Genomic DNA, 16,145 nt, shown 5'->3' on the forward strand with positions numbered 1-16,145 from the left:
GTGGCGTGCTTCAGCAACTGTTCAGCCCCTCCGTCCAGCACACGCTCGACCTCGTCGGCATCTTCGTGTTCGCCATCTCCGGCGCGCTGCTGGCCGTCCGCAAGAACTTCGACGTGTTCGGCATCGCCGTGCTCGCCGAGGTCACCGCGCTGGGCGGAGGGCTGTTCCGTGACCTGATCATCGGCGCCGTGCCGCCCGCCGCCTTCACCGACTTCGGCTACTTCGTCACCCCGCTGCTCGCCGCCCTCATGGTGGTCTTCCTGCACCCGCACGTCGAGCGCATCCAGACCGGCGTGAACGTCTTCGACGCGGCCGGCCTCGGCCTGTTCTGCGTCGCCGGGACGACCAAGGCGTACGAGTACGGGCTGAGCCTCACCTCGTCGGCCACCCTCGGCCTCGCCACCGCGGTCGGCGGGGGTGTGCTGCGCGACGTGCTCGCCAACGAGGTCCCCTCGCTGCTGCGCTGGGACCGCGACCTGTACGCGGTCCCCGCGATGGTCGGCGCCACCATGGTGGTCCTGTGCATCCGCTACGACGCCCTGACCCCGTTCACCAGCGGCCTCGCCGTCGTCACCGCCTTCGTGCTGCGCCTGCTCGCGATGAAGTACCACTGGCGGGCCCCGCGTGCGTGGAACCGGCGCTCCACGGTGCGCGAGGAGTAACCCCCCAAAGCTACCGCTTAGTAGTTTCTCGTTGTACGGTTCTGTCATGCCAGAAGCAGCTTCCGCCCAGCCCGTGCGGGCCACCGTCGGCGACAGCGAGTTCGACCGGGACACCGCGCTCACCCTGCGCGAGCCCGGCGTCCACGACATCGACCTCTCCGCCGGCTGGACCATCATCAACGCCGTCAACGGCGGCTACCTGCTGGCCGTCCTGGGCCGTGCGCTCGGGGAGACCCTGCCGCACCGCGACCCGTTCAGCATCTCCGCGCACTACCTCACCGCGTCCCAGCCGGGCCCGGCGGTGGTCCGCACGGACGTGGTCCGCGCCGGCCGCACGCTCTCCACCGGCCAGGCCTCTCTCTTCCAGCGCGACGAGGACGGCCGCGAGGTCGAACGCATCCGCGTCCTCGCCTCCTACGGCGACCTGGACGCGCTCCCCGACGACGTGCGCACGACCGCCGAGCCGCCCGCCCTGCCGCCCATGGACCAGTGCTTCGGCCCCCAGGACGGCCCCGCGCCGGTCGACGGCAGCTCGGCCATCACCGACCGCCTGATGATCAAACTCGACCCGGCCACCCTCGGCTGGGCGCTCGGCGCCCCCTCCGGCAAGGGCGAGATGCGCGCCTGGTTCGGCCTCGCCGACGGCCGCGATGCCGATCCGCTCTCGCTGCTGCTGGCGGTGGACGCACTGCCGCCCACCGCCTTCGAACTCGGCCTCTCCGGCTGGGTGCCCACGGTCGAACTCACCGTCCACGTCCGCGCCCGGCCGGCCCCCGGCCCCCTGCGCATCTCCGTCACCACCCGCAACCTCGCGGGCGGCTTCCTGGAGGAGGACGCCGAGGTCTGGGACAGCGCCGACCGCCTGGTGGCCCAGTCGCGCCAGCTGGCCCGGGTCAGGCTCGGCTGAGCGGTTCGCGCCCCAGCCAGGCCGCCAACCGCCCGTAGTGGTCGGCCCCTTCGGGGGCCGTCCGTGCCGCGGCGAAGGGGGTCCGCTCGTCCCGATCGGGGGTCGGCAGGACGCGGCGGGCGGTGACGAGGGCGAACTCGGCGAGTTCCTGGTCGAGTTCCAGCGGGTGGCCGAGCGCCTCGGACAAGTCCCAGGTGTGGGTGACCAGTTCCATCACGAAACCCGACAGCGCCGCTCGTCCCGGGACCTCGCCCCACGGCACGCGCACCGGCGCCTCCATGCGGTCGTCGCCCGCCCAGGCCCTGAGGATCCTTGAACGGACCTCCTCGTAGGCGGCCGGCCAGCCGTCGTCCTTGACGCCGTCGGTGAAGGCGGGCACGGCCAAGCCGTCGCCGCCCTCGCCGATGACGGCATGGCGCCGGGTGCCGCCGACCATGTGGCCGAGCAGCGCGCGGACGTCGAACTCGGCGCACGGGGTCGGACCGTCGAGCTGATCGGGGCGTACGGTCCCGATGAGCGCCGCCGCCTGCTCGGTGGCGCGCGTGTACACGGGACGCGGGTCGATCGCGTTCATGGGTGGCCTCTCTTCCGTCGAATGCCGGGGAGAGACTGCCGCGGATAACTTGACAGTTTCCGTCAGCATTTGCAGCGGCCTCCGGAGGGCGGGATTCTGGCCCGGTGAAGTCCGACCGCCTGCTCTCGATCCTGCTGCTCCTGCAGACCCGCGGCCGTGTCCCGGCGCATGAACTCGCCGCACGGCTCGAGGTGTCGGTGCGCACCATCTACCGCGACATCGAGGCCCTGTCCGCCTCCGGCGTCCCCGTCTACGCCGAACGCGGGCGGCACGGCGGCATCGAACTGCTCGCGGGATTCCGTACGGACGTGACCGGGCTGACCGCGGACGAGTCCCGGGCGCTGTTCATCCTCGCCGCGCAGGGCGCGCACGCCGCGCTCGGCCTGGACGCCGCCCTCGGCTCGGCGCTGCGCAAGGTCATGGCCGCGCTGCCGGCCCCGCACCGCCCGGCCGCCGAGGTGACCTCCCGCCGCATCCTCGTCGACGCCACCCGCTGGAAGGGCGGTCCGCAGCCCGCCGTCGACCTGCAGACGTTGCAGGACGCCGTCTTCGCCGACCGCCGGCTGCGGCTGCGCTACCGGCACAGCGGACAGCATCAGGCGCGGACGTACACCGTGGACCCCTACGGTCTCGTGTCGAAGGCGGGCGTCTGGTACCTGGTGGCCGACCGCCGTACGAAGCCGCAGCTCTTCCGCGCCGACCGGGTGCACTCCGCCACCGTCCTCGGGGACCCGGTCAGGCGGCGGCCCGGCATCGAACTCGCCGACGTCTGGGAGGTGTTGCGTCGCCAGGTCGAGGAGCGCCCCGGCGGGCTCGACGTCACCGTCCGCGTCCGGCGCGACCGCCTGGACATGTTCCTGCGCCTGAACGCCTCCCAACTCGCCGAACTCCCGGACACCGGGCCCGGCGACGGGAGCGGCGACGGCGAAGGCGCGGACGAGTGGGTCACCGTACGGCTGTCGTACGGCGTCGTGCGTCAGGCCCGTCAGCTCCTGCAGTTCGCCGACTCCGTCGAGGTCGTCGGACCGCCCGAGGTGCGCGCGGAACTGGCCGCCGCGGCCGCGTCGGTCACGGAGCTGTACGGCCCCTGACGTGCCCGCGCCCGCCGGCTCGGTCCAGCCAGTGATGGCGCCCGATGCTGATCAGCCGCATCTGCCGGGAGGCGACCTGGGCGACGCGCTCCTGGTCCTCCTCGGTGCCCTCCATCGCCTCCAGGAAGAGCGAGGCGGTGATCAGCATCTGGTCCACATAGAGGTGGGCGAGCATGAGCAGGTCGTCCTCGCTCCAGCCCGCGGACTCCTTGTCCTTGGCGAGCTCGTCCTTCACCTCCTCGGCGAACCGGGCCAGTTGGTCCCGGATGGCGTCGCGCACCGGCTGCACTCCGCCGTGCCGCTCGCGGGCGATGAAGCGGACGTGTGCGGGGTACGCGTCCACGTGACCCGCGATCAACTCGATGGCGCGCTCGATGCGCTCCTCGCTGTTGTCCGCCGAGGTCACCGTCGTCCGGATCATCGGGTGCAGGCTGCCGAGCGCCTCTTCGACGAGGGCTGTGCCTAGATCGGGGATGGACCGGAAGTGCCGGTAGAAGGCGGTGGGGGCGATGCCCACGGCACGCGTGACCTCGCGCAGGCCCAGGCTGCTCAGGCTCTGCTCCGCGAGCAGACCGAGCGCCGCGTCCAGCAGCGCCTGCCGGGTCTTCTGCTTCTGGGCCTGCCGGATGCCGAGGGTGTGACTCATGTCATCCAGTTAACAACTGTTCTCTGGATTTGGGAAGCGGTGGAGCGCGCTAGACTCTGTAGTCAGTGAACAACTGTTACTACAACTGTTCACCGAAACGTCACTCGGAGGGGGATCCATCCCATGCTGTTCCTCGTCGCCGCACTGATGCTGTTCGGCGCGGTGCTGGGCACCGTGGCCCACGCACCGATCGCCTTCACCCTCGTCGCGGCCGCCGTCATCGCCGCCTGGCTCGGCATCTTCGCGCTCCGCGAGCGCCACGGCCGCCGTCGTCGCACGTCCGTGAACTGACCGACCGCCCGACCGACCGTCCGCACGCACTCCTGGAGCTGACCTGTCATGCAACTGACCGCACCGGCCACCGGCCGCACCACCACCACGCCCCGGCGGGACGCCGACGGCATGGCCGTCGCGTCCTTCATCCTCGGCCTGCTCGGCCTGCTGGTCCTCAACATCTTCCTCGGCCCGATCGCCATCGTCCTGGCCGCCGCCGCCCTCTGGCGCGGCACCGCCCGCCGCGGCCGTGCGCTGCTGGGCCTGACCCTGGGCGTGGCCGACCTCGTGGTCCTGGTGATCGCGATGCAGCTGTCCAACACCGTTTCCTGGAGCCTGTGAGGGATCACGCAGCGACGCGCGGTCCGTCCCTGCTCCCGCCCTGCGACCGGGACGTCGGACCCGCTTCGGGGCCCCGTAGAATCGGGGCACCATGGCATACCTCGACCACGCCGCGACGACCCCGATGCTCCCCGAGGCAGTCGAGGCGATGACCGCCCAGCTGAGCGTCACGGGCAACGCCTCCTCCCTCCACGCCTCCGGCCGGCAGGCCCGCCGCACGGTCGAGGAGGCCCGCGAGACCCTCGCCGAAGCGCTCGGCGCCCGCCCCAGTGAGGTCGTTCTCACCTCCGGCGGCACCGAGGCCGACAATCTCGCCGTCAAGGGCCTGTACTGGTCCCGCCGCGCAGCCGACCCGGCCCGCACCCGCGTCCTCGCCAGCCCCGTCGAGCACCACGCCGTCCTCGATGCCGTCGACTGGCTCGGCGAACACGAGGGCGCCACGGTCGAGTACCTCCCGGTCGACCCCTACGGCCGCGTCCGCCCCGAGACCCTGCGCGAGGCGATCGAACGCAACCCCGGCGACGTCGCCCTGGCCACCGTGATGTGGGCCAACAACGAGATCGGCACGATCATGCCGGTCCGCGAACTCGCCGATGTGGCGCAGGAGTTCGGCATCCCGCTGCACGCCGACGCGGTCCAGGCCTTCGGCCAGGTCCCGGTCGACTTCGCCGCCTCGGGGCTCGCCGCGATGACCGTCTCGGCCCACAAGATCGGCGGTCCGTACGGCATCGGCGCCCTGGTCCTCGGCCGTGAGCACACCCCCGTGCCCGTGCTGCACGGCGGCGGCCAGGAGCGCCATGTCCGCTCCGGCACCCTCGACGTCCCCGCCGTCGCCTCCTTCGCGGTCGCCGCCCGGCTGGCCGTCGAGCAGCGCGAGTGGTTCGCGACCGAGATCGGCGCCCTGCGCGACAGCCTGGCCGAGGCGGTGCTCGCGGCGGTCCCGGACGCGATCCTGGGCGGAGACCCGGTGGACCGGCTCCCGGCCAACGCCCACTTCACCTTCCCCGGCTGCGAGGGCGACTCCCTGCTGCTCCTGCTGGACGCCCAGGGCATCGAGTGCTCCACCGGCTCCGCCTGCACCGCCGGCGTCGCCCAGCCCAGCCACGTCCTGCTCGCCACCGGCACCGACCCCGACCTGGCCCGCGGCACCCTCCGCTTCTCCCTCGGCCACACCTCCACACAGGCGGACGTCGATGCCGTCGCCAAGGCGATCGGTCCGGCCGTCGAGCGTGCGCGCGCGGCGGGCCTGACCTGAGGCGCCGGGGGCCTGCTACGACTTCGCGGGCTTCGACGTCGCGGGCTTCGATGTCGCGGACTTCGCCGACGCCGCCTGGTGCACGAGCCGTATGTACCGGTCCCAGTCCCAGTGCGGCCCGGGGTCCGTGTGGTCCGTGCCCGGCACCTCGACGTGCCCGATGATGTGCCTGCGGTCCACAGGTATGCCGTAGCGCCCGCATATCCCGGCCGTCAGGCGCGCCGAGCTCGCGTACATCGCGTCCGTGAAGGAGGACGCGCGGTCCACGAAGCCCTCGTGCTCGATGCCGACGCTGCGTTCGTTGTACTCCCGGTTGCCCGCGTGGTACGCCACGTCCAGCTCGCGGATCATCTGCGTGACGTGCCCGTCCTTGCGGACGATGTAGTGGGCCGCGGCCTGGTGGCCCGGATCCTGGAAGACCCTGACCGCGCTGTCGAAGCTGCCCTGGGTGACATGGACGACCACACGGTCTATCGCGTAGTCCGAAGGACGGTCCGCCCGGCGGTAGTTCGCCGACGAGGCGGCCACCCAGCTCGCGCCCCGGAAGTCGACCGCGCCGGGCGTGCGCGGCTTCTCCACCCCCGGCATCCGCCACCACAGATGCGACAGCTCCTCGCGGGCCAGGACGGCCGTGCCGACAGCGGCCGCCGCACCGCCGATCAGCAGCGCGCGGCGGCCGATGCGCCGGTCCGAGTCGTTCTTCGTCTCCCCCATGTGATCACCAACGGATACTCGTGGGCTCCGGTTCCCGCGTCCCCGTACTCTTGAAGGGTTATGACTGACATCCCGCAGCGCACCCGCCCTCTTCGCGTACTCGCCGCCATGTCCGGCGGAGTGGACTCCGCCGTCGCCGCCGCCCGCGCCGCCGAGGCCGGCAACGACGTGACCGGTGTCCATCTGGCCCTGTCCGCGAACCCGCAATCGTTCCGCACGGGCGCGCGTGGCTGCTGCACCATCGAGGACTCCCGCGACGCCCGCCGCGCCGCGGACGTCATCGGCATCCCGTTCTACGTCTGGGACCTCGCCGACCGCTTCCGCGAGGACGTGGTCGAAGACTTCGTCGCCGAGTACGAGGCCGGGCGCACCCCCAACCCGTGCCTGCGCTGCAACGAGAAGATCAAGTTCGCCGCGCTGCTGGACAAGGCGCTTGCCCTCGGCTTCGACGCGGTCTGCACCGGTCACTACGCCAAGGTGATCGTCAACGAGGACGGCACGCGCGAGATGCACCGCGCCTCCGACATGGCCAAGGACCAGTCGTACGTCCTCGGAGTGCTGGACGAGAAGCAGCTGGCGCACGCCATGTTCCCGCTGGGCGACACGGTCACCACCAAGGACGAGATCCGCGCCGAGGCCGAGCGCCGCGGCCTCGCGGTCGCCAAGAAGCCCGACTCGCACGACATCTGCTTCATCGCCGACGGCGACACCCAGGGCTTCCTGGCGAACCGGCTGGGCCGGGCCGAGGGCGACATCGTCGACGAGTCCGGCACCAAGCTGGGCACCCACGAGGGCGCGTACGGCTTCACCATCGGCCAGCGCAAGGGGCTGCGCATCGGCACCCCGGCGCCCGACGGCAAGCCGCGCTACGTGCTCGACATCTCGCCGGTGGACAACACGGTCACGGTCGGCCCGGCCGCCGCCCTGGACGTCAGCGCCCTGACCGCCGTCAAGCCCCGCTGGTGCGGCACCGCCCCGACCGGCCCCGGCACGTACACCGCCCAACTCCGCGCCCACGGCGGCGAGACCGAGGTACGGGCCGAACTGGTCGACGGCACGCTGCAGGTGTCCTTCACAGACCCGGTCCGCGGCGTCGCCCCCGGCCAGGCGATCGTCCTGTACGACGGCACGCGCGTGGTGGGCTCGGCAACGATCGCGTCGACGACGCGCGCGACGGCGACCGTGGCGTAGAGCGGGGCCTGCGGCCCCGGCCACCCTGTCGTTCCGGTCGTGCTCGGCGGCTCGCTGTCCGGGCGCTTCATGGCGTTCCGCCGTTCCGGGCAGGCCCGGCGCCGGCCGTCCCCGACCTTCCCGTCGGCTCAGGTGAAGAACTCCGCCAGTACCGGTGCGAGGGCGTGTGGGTCCACTCGGTGGGTTTGGTCCTCCAGGAGGCGGTACGTTCCCTGGGGGATTGCGTCCGCCACGGCGCGGGCGGCCTCGCTCATCCAGGTGGGGCTTGCGCCGCCGGAGACCGACAGGACGGGCACGGCGATCGAGGCGAGCCGTGCGCGGGGGACCGATCCTGCGCCCAGGACGGCGTCGTCGTACGCGAGGCTCGGTGCGAGTGCCTCCATGCCGGCCCACATGGGGGACTGGCGGGCGCCCTGGATCATCTCCTCGGCCAGGCCCGTCAGACGCAGGAACAGCTCGACCGCGTCCCCGCGACGGCCGCCGCGCAGCGCCTCGGTGAGGCTCGCGGTGTACTCGGTGCGCTCCTTCGACGCGTCCTCGGACATCACGTACGGCACCTCGTAGACGGCCACGCGCCCCACCGGCAGCCCGCTCGCCACCGCCTCCAGGACGAGCGCGCCGCCCGAGGAGATGCCGTACAGCGAGGCCTCGCCGCCCATGACGTCGACGAGCGCCGCCAGGTCCTCGACCTCGCGGTCGACCGCATAGGGCGCGGTGTCCCCGCTCTCGCCGCGGCCCCGGCGGTCGTAGACGCAGACGTCGAAGCGGTCGGAGAGGGCCGCGGCGAGCGGCACCACCGTGGCACTCGTCGACATCGCGCCGCTCACGAGAACGACCGCGGGGCCCTGTCCGAACCGTTCGTACGCGAGGGGCGTGCCGTCGCGTGAAAGGGTCTTCTTCTCCATGCTTTCGGAGACTGCCCCACCGCACGGAGATATGCGCGCTCAATCGCTCACGACACGTCCACTTCGTAGAAGCAGAGGTGGTCCTTGATCTGGAGGACGTCGGGCTTGGGGTCGGGGTAGGACCAGACGAGATCCGCCCGGTCCGGTGCCGACCAGTAGGAGGCGGTGCCCTTGAACGGGCAGTACGTGTGCGTCTCCGAGGGCGTCAGCAGGTCCAGGCGTACGTCCTCGGGCGGGATGTAGTACCGCACCGGGCAGCCCGTCTCGTGCAGCACGAGAGCCCGGTCGCTCTCCGCCAGAACCTGGTCGCCGTGCACCACGCGCACGTGCCGGTCGCCCTGCTCGATGGTGATCGTGTGTCCGTTGGCCATATCGGGACAGCGCTCCAGGGGCGCCGGTTCTTCCCGCGTACGGTGGCTGCATGCGAATCTGCGTCTTCCTCTCCGCCGCCGACCTCGACGACCGCTACACGCGCCCCGCGCGCGACTTCGCGAAACTCCTGGGCAAGGGCGGTCACACGCTCGTCTGGGGCGGCTCCGACGTCGGGCTGATGAAGGTGGTCGCCGACGGCGTGCAGGAGGCCGGAGGACGGCTGTGCGGGGTCTCCGTGGACTTCCTGGCGGCCAAGGCGCGGCCGGGCGCGGACGAGATGGTGATCGCCCGTGACCTCGCCGAGCGCAAGAGGCTGCTCCTGGAGAAGTCCGACGCGGTGGTGATCATGGTGGGCGGCACCGGAACCCTCGACGAGGCCACCGAGATCCTGGAACTGAAGAAGCACGGGCACACCGACAAGCCGGTCGTCCTGCTTAACACCGCGGGCTTCTACGACGGCCTCAAGGAACAGTTCCGGCGCATGGAGGACGAGGGCTTCCTCCCCCGCCCCCTCACCGACCTGGTCTTCTTCGCCGAGGAGCCGGTGGGGGCGCTGGCGTACCTGGAGGAGAGCCGGGGCATCGAGTGAGGTGGGCCTGAGGTGAGCGGGGGAGCCCGGGCAGGCGACGGGCGGGGCCGGTGGGGTGCGAGCATGGCGGCATGGCTACACATGTGATCACCGGAGCGGGCTCCGGCATCGGCGCGGCCGTCGCGCGCCGCCTCCACGCGCGCGGGGACGAACTTGTGCTCCACGCGCGCGACGCGGGCCGTGCGAAGGAACTGGCGGCACAGTTCCCCGGCGCGAAGACGCTGGTCGGCGACCTCGCCGACCCGGACAAGCTGTCCTGGGCCTTCTCCCACCAGACGCTCCCGGACCGCGTCGACTCCCTGCTCCACATCGCCGGGGTCGTCGACCTCGGGCCGGTCGGTGACCTCACCCCCAAGTCCTGGCGCCACCAGCTGAACGTCAATTTGATCGCCCCGGCCGAGCTGACCCGGCACTTCCTGCCCCAGCTTCGCGCTGCCCGCGGCCACGTGGTCTTCGTCAACTCCGGCGCCGGCCTGAGCGCCAGCGCCCACTGGTCCGCGTACGCCGCCTCCAAGCACGGCCTCAAGGCGCTCGCCGACTCGCTCCGCCAGGAGGAGCACGCGGGCGGCGTCCGCGTCACCACGGTCTACCCGGGCCGCACCGCCAGCCCCATGCAGGCCAAGGTCCACCAGCAGGAGGGCAAGGAGTACGACGCCGCGCAGTGGATCGACCCGGAGTCGGTGGCGACGACGATCGTGATGGCCCTCGACCTGCCGAGGGACGCGGAGGTCAACGACCTGACGGTGAGGCCGGGGCGGTGACCGAGGCGATGTTCGGCCCCGCCACCGGCATCGGTTCCATGCCGGGCGGCGACGCCCGGGAGGCCGCCAAGACCGTCACCGGGAGTTTCGAGGACTTCCCCTTCCTGCCCGAACTGCCCGCCCGCGGCCCCGGCGCCGACATGATCGGCCGCACCGCCGGCCTGCTCGTGGAGCTGTACGCACGCGTGGAGCCCAGCGGCTGGCGGATCGGGGACCGGCCCGGCCGGGACACCAAGCGCGCCAGGTCCTGGCTCGGCGAGGACCTCGACGCCCTGGAGGAGTTCACCCAGGACTACGAGGGCCCGCTGAAGGTGCAGGCGGTGGGCCCCTGGACCCTCGCCGCCGCACTGGAGCTGAGGAACGGAGAGGCGGCCCTGTCGGACCCCGGCGCCTGCCGCGACCTCGCCGCCTCCCTCGCCGAAGGCATCCGTCTGCACCTGGAGGAGGTGCGGCGCCGCGTCCCCGGCGCCACCCTCGTCCTGCAGCTCGACGAACCCTCGCTCACGGCCGTGCTGCGCGGCCAGGTGAAGACCGCCAGCGGCTACCGCACCCACCGCGCCGTGGACCGCCAGCTCGTCGAGGCCACCCTCCGCGACGTCGTCGGGGTTCACACGGGCGGCCCCGCCGTGGTCCACTCCTGCGCACCGGATGTCCCGTTCGCCCTGCTGCGCCGGGCGGGCGCGGCGGCGATCTCCTTCGACTTCGCGCTGCTCACCGAGCGTGACGACGAGGTGATCGGTGAGGCGGTGGAAGGGGGGACGCGGCTCTTCGCCGGTGTCGTGCCGGGCACGGACGGCCCATTGTCAGACCCTGCCGGTAGCGTCATGGGTGTCAGGACGCTGTGGCGCAGGTTGGGGCTGCGACCGGAGCTGCTCGCGGAGGCGGTGACGATCACGCCGTCGTGCGGACTCGCGGGGGCTTCCCCGGACTACGCGCGCCGTGCCCTCGCCCACTGCGTCCGGGCGGCGAGATCCCTCGCGGACAACCCAGAGTAACGGGAGGACCATACGGTGGCCGGCGACAAGCAAGCGGAGACGGCGGTGCCCGCCGAAGCACGGGAGCAGCACGCGAAGCTCGCTGAGCAGATCGAGGAGCACCGCTTCCGGTACTACGTGAAGGACGCTCCGGTCGTCAGCGACGCGGAGTTCGACAAGCTCCTGCGCTCCCTGGAGGCGCTGGAGGAGGAGCACCCCGAGCTGCGCACACCCGACTCGCCGACACAGAAGGTGTCGGGGTCGTACGAGACCGAGTTCACGGCGGTCCAGCACGCCTCCCGGATGCTCTCCCTGGACAACACCTTCAACGACGAGGAACTCGCCGCCTGGGCCGACCGCATCCACCGCGAGCTGGGCGAGCAGGAGTACCACTTCCTGTGCGAGCTCAAGGTCGACGGCCTCGCCGTCAACCTCACGTACGAGCACGGCCGCCTGGTCCGCGCGGCCACCCGCGGCGACGGACGCACGGGCGAGGACATCACCCCCAATGTCCGTACGATCACGGAGATTCCGGACCGCCTGGCGGGCGACCGCGTCCCGGACCGCGTGGAGATCCGCGGCGAGGTCTACTTCCCGATGGAGAAGTTCGAGGAGCTCAACGCCCGTCTGGTGGAGGCCGGCGACAAGCCCTTCGCCAACCCGCGCAATGCCGCCGCCGGTTCACTGCGCCAGAAGGACCCCCGCGTCACCGCCACCCGCCCGCTGCACATGGTGGTCCACGGCATCGGCGTCCTCGAGGGCTTCGAGGGCCTCACCCGCCTCTCCCAGGGCTACGACCTGCTGAGGACCTGGGGCCTGCCCACCTCCCCGCACAACAGAGTGGTCGACGGCCTCGACGGCGCACGGGAGTTCATCGCGTACTACGGCGAGAACCGCCACTCCGTGGAGCACGAGATCGACGGAGTCGTCGTCAAACTGGACGAGATCCCCCTCCAGGGACGCCTCGGCTCCACCTCCCGCGCCCCGCGCTGGGCGATCGCGTACAAGTACGCGCCGGAGGAGGTCAACACCAAGCTCATCAACATCCGCGTGGGCGTGGGCCGCACGGGCCGCGTCACTCCGTACGCCCAGGTCGAGCCGGTGACGGTGGCCGGCTCGGAGGTGGAGTTCGCCACCCTGCACAACCAGGACGTGGTCAAGGCCAAGGGCGTCCTCATCGGCGACACGGTGGTGCTGCGCAAGGCCGGGGACGTCATCCCGGAGATCCTCGGTCCGGTCGTCGACCTGCGCGACGGCAGCGAGCACGAGTTCGTGATGCCGTCCGAGTGCCCCGAGTGCGGTACGCCGCTTCGGCCGATGAAGGAGGCCGACGTCGACCTGCGCTGCCCGAACGCCCGCGCGTGCCCGGCCCAGTTGCGTGAGCGGCTGTTCTACCTCGCGGGCCGCAAGGCGCTGGACATCGAGCATTTCGGGTATGTCGCCGCGGCCGCCCTGACCAAGCCGCTGGAGCCCGCCGACCCGCCGCTGAAGGACGAGGGCGACCTCTTCGACCTCACCGTCGAGCAATTGCTGCCCATCAAGGCCTATGTCCTCGATCAGGACAGCGGCCTGCCCAAGCGCGACCCGAAGACCGGCGACGAGAAGATCGCCACGGTCTTCGCCAACCAGCAGGGCGAGCCGAAGAAGAACGCGGTCGCCATGCTGGAGAACATCGCCGCGGCCAAGGAGCGCCCGCTCGCCCGCGTCCTGACCGGTCTGTCGATCCGTCACGTCGGCCCGGTCGCCGCCGAGGCGCTGGCCCGTGAGTTCCGGTCGATCGAGCGCATCGAGCAGGCCACGGAGGAGGAACTGGCGGGCACCGACGGCGTCGGCGGGATCATCGCCGCCTCCCTCAAGGAGTGGTTCGCCGAGGAGTGGCACCAGGAGATCCTGCGCAAGTGGCGGGCCGCCGGGGTCCGTATGGAGGAGGAGGGTTCGGGCGAGGACGAGGGCCCGCGCCCGCTCGAGGGACTGACCGTCGTGGTCACCGGCACCCTCGAACACTTCACGCGCGACGGCGCCAAGGAGGCGCTGCAGAGCCGCGGAGCGAAGGTGACCGGATCGGTTTCGAAGAAGACGTCGTTCGTGGTGGTGGGTGACAACCCGGGTTCGAAGTACGACAAGGCGATGCAGCTCAAGGTGCCTGTGCTGAACGAGGAGGGCTTCGACGTCCTGCTGGAACAGGGCCCGGACGCGGCGGCCGAAGTTGCGCTTCCCACAGAGGAGTAGCGATTGAAGGCCACCCGATCGGCGCATACCAGATGCATACGGGTGGCTGGGGTGCATTCGGGCAACCGTCGACGACCGCTGCCCGTGGAAGCCTTCTGCGGCCTACTGTTGAGATGTGCACCTGCCGTGCCCAGCTGCGGTTGGGGCATCCCCTTGCTCTTGGTGAGCAAGGGGAAGGGTTTTCCAATGCGGTGCCGTTGATGGTTGTCGGGCATCGGGCCGCGTGGCGTGGGCACCGCCGGCTGTGAGAGGGACGGGAATGGAACCGACCGAGAGCGCCGCCCCTGACTCAGGGCTGCGCGTGCGCCGGGTCACCGGCGCATGGCGGGCGAGCCGGTGGGCCGGGCGGCCCTCGGAGCGCCCGGGCGCGGAGGGGCGCGCCACCGGACAGTACACCGCACCGGACGGGCGTGCCCCGCACCCCGGCATCGAGCACCCCGCGGGCCTGTCGGACGGCGAGCACGACCGTCACCTGTCCTGGCCCGCCCTGCCCGCCGCCGTCGTGGCCGCGGCCGCCTTCGTCCTCGGCGCCGGTTTCTACCGCGCGTTCAGCGGCGTCCACGCACTCTTCCCGTGCGGCACCGTCGGCTGGTCCCTCGCCGTGCTGACCGGCATCATCGTCGGCCACCTGGTCATGCTCGGCCGCTCCCGCTGGTGGGGCGGCACGGGCTCCGGCGCCGCCCTGACCCTCGCCGTCCTGATGCTCTACGGCTGGGTGCCGGCCGGAATGGTCAGCCTCACCGTCGTCGTGCTGGTCGGCATCGCCCGCCGCAACCGCTGGCGCCAGGGCGTGCTGCACGGCTCGGTGGACATCCTCGGCATCGGCGCCGGAGCCCTGGTGCTGGGCGCGTTCGGACGCGTGCCGTCCGTCGAGAACCCCTGGGACCCGGACACCTGGACCCTCTACACCGCCCCCGAGGTGGTGCTGGTCGCCGCCGCCTACCTCGTGGTCACCCGCACCCTGCTGTGGTATCTGCACGTGCCGCGCGGCGGACTGCCCACCGTGGCGCGTACGGCCCTGGTCAGACAGGGACTTGTCGCGGTCGCGCTGCTCGGCATCGCCCCGCTGGTGTGTGTGGTCGCCGCCGCACAGCCCGTGCTGCTGCCGCTGTTCGCCATCCCGCTGATCGCCCTCGACTCCACGCTGTGGATCGCCCGGGCGCGGGCCGAGGAGCAGTTGCGCGACCCGCTGACCGGGCTGCCCAACCGGCAGTGGCTGCAGGAGCGGATCTGGACCGCGCTGGACGACGCCGAGCGCATCGGTGCCCGGGCTGCCCTGATGCTGATCGACCTGGACCGTTTCCGTTCGGTCAACGACACACTCGGGCATCTCGCCGGTGACCGGCTGCTGTTGCAGATAGCCGACCGGCTGCGTCTCGCCCTGCCGCGCGGAGCGGAGGCCGCGCGGCTCGGCGGGGACGAGTTCGCCGTGCTGCTGCCGGTCGCCGACTCCACGACGTCCGCGACCCGGGTGGCGCGCGGCCTGGTCACCGCGCTCAGCTCCCCGCTCGACCTCGACGGGCTCACGCTCGTCCTGGAGGCCAGCGCCGGAGTCGCCGTCTTCCCGGACCACGCCCTGGACGCCGAGGGGATGCTGCGCCGGGCGGACGTGGCGATGTACCAGGCCAAGCGGGACCGTACGGGCGTCGAGGTCTACGAGTCCAAGCGGGACTCCAACACCCCGGACCGCCTCGGCCTGCTGGGAGATCTGCGCCGGGCCCTCGACGCCCACGAGGTGCAGTTGCACTACCAGCCCAAGGTCCGCTTCGACGGGCAGGTGGCCGGGCTCGAGGCGCTGGTGCGGTGGGTGCATCCCGAGCGCGGGAAGGTGCCGCCGGACGAGTTCATAGCGATCGCGGAGTCGTCGGGGCTGATGCCCCATCTCACCGAGTACGTCCTGGAGACAGCGCTCGGACAGGTGGCCAAGTGGCGGGCCCAGGGCCTGTTCGTGCCGGTCGCGGTCAACGTGTCCCCGCGAGACGTCCACACCCCCGGCTTCGCGGGCTCCGTCGCCGCACGGCTGGCCCGGCACGGAGTTCCCGCGGGAGCGCTCCAACTCGAGATAACGGAACACGTCCTGCTGGAGGACCCGCAGCGTGCCGCCGACACCCTGGCCGGTCTGACCGGGCACGGAGTGAAGATGTCACTGGACGACTTCGGCACGGGCTACTCGTCTCTCGTCCATCTACGGCGGCTCCCGGTGAGCGAGTTGAAGATCGACCGCTCCTTCGTGGCCCGCCTGGCCGTCGACGCGGAGGACGCGGAGATCGTCCGCTGCACCGTCGACCTCGCCCACTCCCTCGGCCTGCTCGTCGTGGCCGAGGGCGTCGAGGACGACGAGACCTGGGAACGCCTGCGCGACCTCCGCTGCGACGCCGTCCAGGGCTGGCTGGTGGCCGCAGCCATGCCGGCCGACGAGACAACAGCCTGGCTACGAGCCCGAGGCTCCCGAGGCTGGGTACGCCCCCGCGCGGCTCTGCCGGCAGCGGCGGGCGACGAGTAGGGCGACTGCCCACCTGGGCAGAGGCGGCGCTCACCCGCGGCCGGCCGACGCCCAACCGCGCTGCCGCAGAACACGCCTGGCAACCGCGCACCGCGCCGCGCCACTGCCCTCACCAGCCCCCGGCCGGAGACCGCCACCCGCGATGAGGGGCCGCCCG

At 71.8% G+C, this 16,145-nt stretch carries 17 protein-coding genes; 12 read left to right on the forward strand and 5 right to left on the reverse strand.

Going from position 1 to position 16,145, the window contains the following annotated elements:
- The first annotated feature begins 5 nt into the window (after positions 1 to 5).
- On the forward strand, positions 6 to 662 hold the full coding sequence (locus MQN93_RS38045) for a trimeric intracellular cation channel family protein (RefSeq protein ID WP_016432530.1): 657 nt from the start codon (positions 6 to 8) through the stop codon (positions 660 to 662).
- 46 nt (positions 663 to 708) lie between these two features.
- Entirely contained in the window at positions 709 to 1,569 is an 861-nt protein-coding gene (locus MQN93_RS38050; RefSeq protein ID WP_016432529.1) for a thioesterase family protein, read from the forward strand.
- On the opposite strand, the gene MQN93_RS38055 is transcribed toward MQN93_RS38050, so the two are convergent.
- Positions 1,556 to 2,143, reverse strand: coding sequence for a TIGR03086 family metal-binding protein (locus MQN93_RS38055; RefSeq protein ID WP_242713077.1), 588 nt, complete (start codon positions 2,141 to 2,143; stop codon positions 1,556 to 1,558). The genes MQN93_RS38050 and MQN93_RS38055 overlap by 14 nt on opposite strands.
- A gap of 104 nt (positions 2,144 to 2,247) precedes the next feature.
- Here MQN93_RS38055 and MQN93_RS38060 point away from each other — a divergent pair, with 104 nt between their 5' ends.
- Entirely contained in the window at positions 2,248 to 3,234 is a 987-nt protein-coding gene (locus tag MQN93_RS38060; protein WP_242713078.1) for a helix-turn-helix transcriptional regulator, read from the forward strand.
- Here the strand turns inward: MQN93_RS38060 and MQN93_RS38065 are convergent.
- The gene (locus MQN93_RS38065; protein WP_242713079.1) at positions 3,212 to 3,880 is read right to left on the reverse strand and encodes a TetR family transcriptional regulator; all 669 of its coding nucleotides are present in this window, start codon (positions 3,878 to 3,880) and stop codon (positions 3,212 to 3,214) included. The genes MQN93_RS38060 and MQN93_RS38065 overlap by 23 nt on opposite strands.
- Positions 3,881 to 4,003: 123 nt before the next feature.
- On the opposite strand from MQN93_RS38065, the gene MQN93_RS38070 reads away from it, so the two are divergent.
- From MQN93_RS38070 to MQN93_RS38080, 3 genes are all read left to right on the forward strand, one after another.
- Entirely contained in the window at positions 4,004 to 4,171 is a 168-nt protein-coding gene (locus MQN93_RS38070) for a hypothetical protein (RefSeq protein WP_242713080.1), read from the forward strand.
- Positions 4,172 to 4,219: 48 nt separating this feature from the next.
- The gene (locus MQN93_RS38075; RefSeq protein WP_016432524.1) at positions 4,220 to 4,495 is read left to right on the forward strand and encodes a hypothetical protein; all 276 of its coding nucleotides are present in this window, start codon (positions 4,220 to 4,222) and stop codon (positions 4,493 to 4,495) included.
- 91 nt (positions 4,496 to 4,586) lie between these two features.
- Positions 4,587 to 5,750, forward strand: coding sequence for a cysteine desulfurase family protein (locus tag MQN93_RS38080; protein ID WP_242713081.1), 1,164 nt, complete (start codon positions 4,587 to 4,589; stop codon positions 5,748 to 5,750).
- A gap of 15 nt (positions 5,751 to 5,765) precedes the next feature.
- On the opposite strand, the gene MQN93_RS38085 is transcribed toward MQN93_RS38080, so the two are convergent.
- Complete coding sequence (locus MQN93_RS38085) at positions 5,766 to 6,464, reverse strand: N-acetylmuramoyl-L-alanine amidase (RefSeq protein WP_242713082.1); 699 nt, start codon at positions 6,462 to 6,464, stop codon at positions 5,766 to 5,768.
- Positions 6,465 to 6,524: 60 nt separating this feature from the next.
- Here MQN93_RS38085 and mnmA point away from each other — a divergent pair, with 60 nt between their 5' ends.
- Positions 6,525 to 7,655: a tRNA 2-thiouridine(34) synthase MnmA gene (gene mnmA / locus MQN93_RS38090; RefSeq protein ID WP_242713083.1), complete on the forward strand. Its 1,131-nt coding sequence runs from the start codon at positions 6,525 to 6,527 to the stop codon at positions 7,653 to 7,655.
- 128 nt (positions 7,656 to 7,783) lie between these two features.
- On the opposite strand, the gene MQN93_RS38095 is transcribed toward mnmA, so the two are convergent.
- Both MQN93_RS38095 and MQN93_RS38100 read right to left on the reverse strand, forming a co-directional pair.
- A complete protein-coding gene (locus tag MQN93_RS38095; protein ID WP_242713084.1) occupies positions 7,784 to 8,560 on the reverse strand; it encodes an alpha/beta fold hydrolase in 777 nt (258 codons plus the stop codon).
- 47 nt (positions 8,561 to 8,607) lie between these two features.
- Positions 8,608 to 8,931, reverse strand: a complete 324-nt coding sequence (locus tag MQN93_RS38100; protein ID WP_016432519.1) for a DUF427 domain-containing protein — start codon at positions 8,929 to 8,931, stop codon at positions 8,608 to 8,610.
- 50 nt (positions 8,932 to 8,981) lie between these two features.
- Between MQN93_RS38100 and MQN93_RS38105 the strand changes: the two genes are divergently transcribed.
- From MQN93_RS38105 to MQN93_RS38125, 5 genes are all read left to right on the forward strand, one after another.
- Positions 8,982 to 9,521 carry an LOG family protein gene (locus MQN93_RS38105; RefSeq protein ID WP_016432518.1) on the forward strand — a complete coding sequence of 180 codons (540 nt, stop codon included), beginning with the start codon at positions 8,982 to 8,984 and terminating at the stop codon, positions 9,519 to 9,521.
- Between the two features lie 71 nt (positions 9,522 to 9,592).
- A complete protein-coding gene (locus MQN93_RS38110) occupies positions 9,593 to 10,282 on the forward strand; it encodes an SDR family oxidoreductase (RefSeq protein WP_016432517.1) in 690 nt (229 codons plus the stop codon).
- Positions 10,283 to 10,290: 8 nt separating this feature from the next.
- Positions 10,291 to 11,277 carry a methionine synthase gene (locus MQN93_RS38115; protein ID WP_037781122.1) on the forward strand — a complete coding sequence of 329 codons (987 nt, stop codon included), beginning with the start codon at positions 10,291 to 10,293 and terminating at the stop codon, positions 11,275 to 11,277.
- A gap of 15 nt (positions 11,278 to 11,292) precedes the next feature.
- Complete coding sequence (gene ligA / locus MQN93_RS38120; protein ID WP_242713085.1) at positions 11,293 to 13,485, forward strand: NAD-dependent DNA ligase LigA; 2,193 nt, start codon at positions 11,293 to 11,295, stop codon at positions 13,483 to 13,485.
- 259 nt (positions 13,486 to 13,744) lie between these two features.
- On the forward strand, positions 13,745 to 15,988 hold the full coding sequence (locus tag MQN93_RS38125; protein ID WP_016432514.1) for a putative bifunctional diguanylate cyclase/phosphodiesterase: 2,244 nt from the start codon (positions 13,745 to 13,747) through the stop codon (positions 15,986 to 15,988).
- Positions 15,989 to 16,145: the final 157 nt, after the last annotated feature.

Origin of the sequence: Streptomyces spinosisporus, from assembly GCF_022698145.1 — a bacterium.
GTDB classification, from domain to species: Bacteria; Actinomycetota; Actinomycetes; order Streptomycetales; family Streptomycetaceae; genus Streptomyces; species Streptomyces spinosisporus.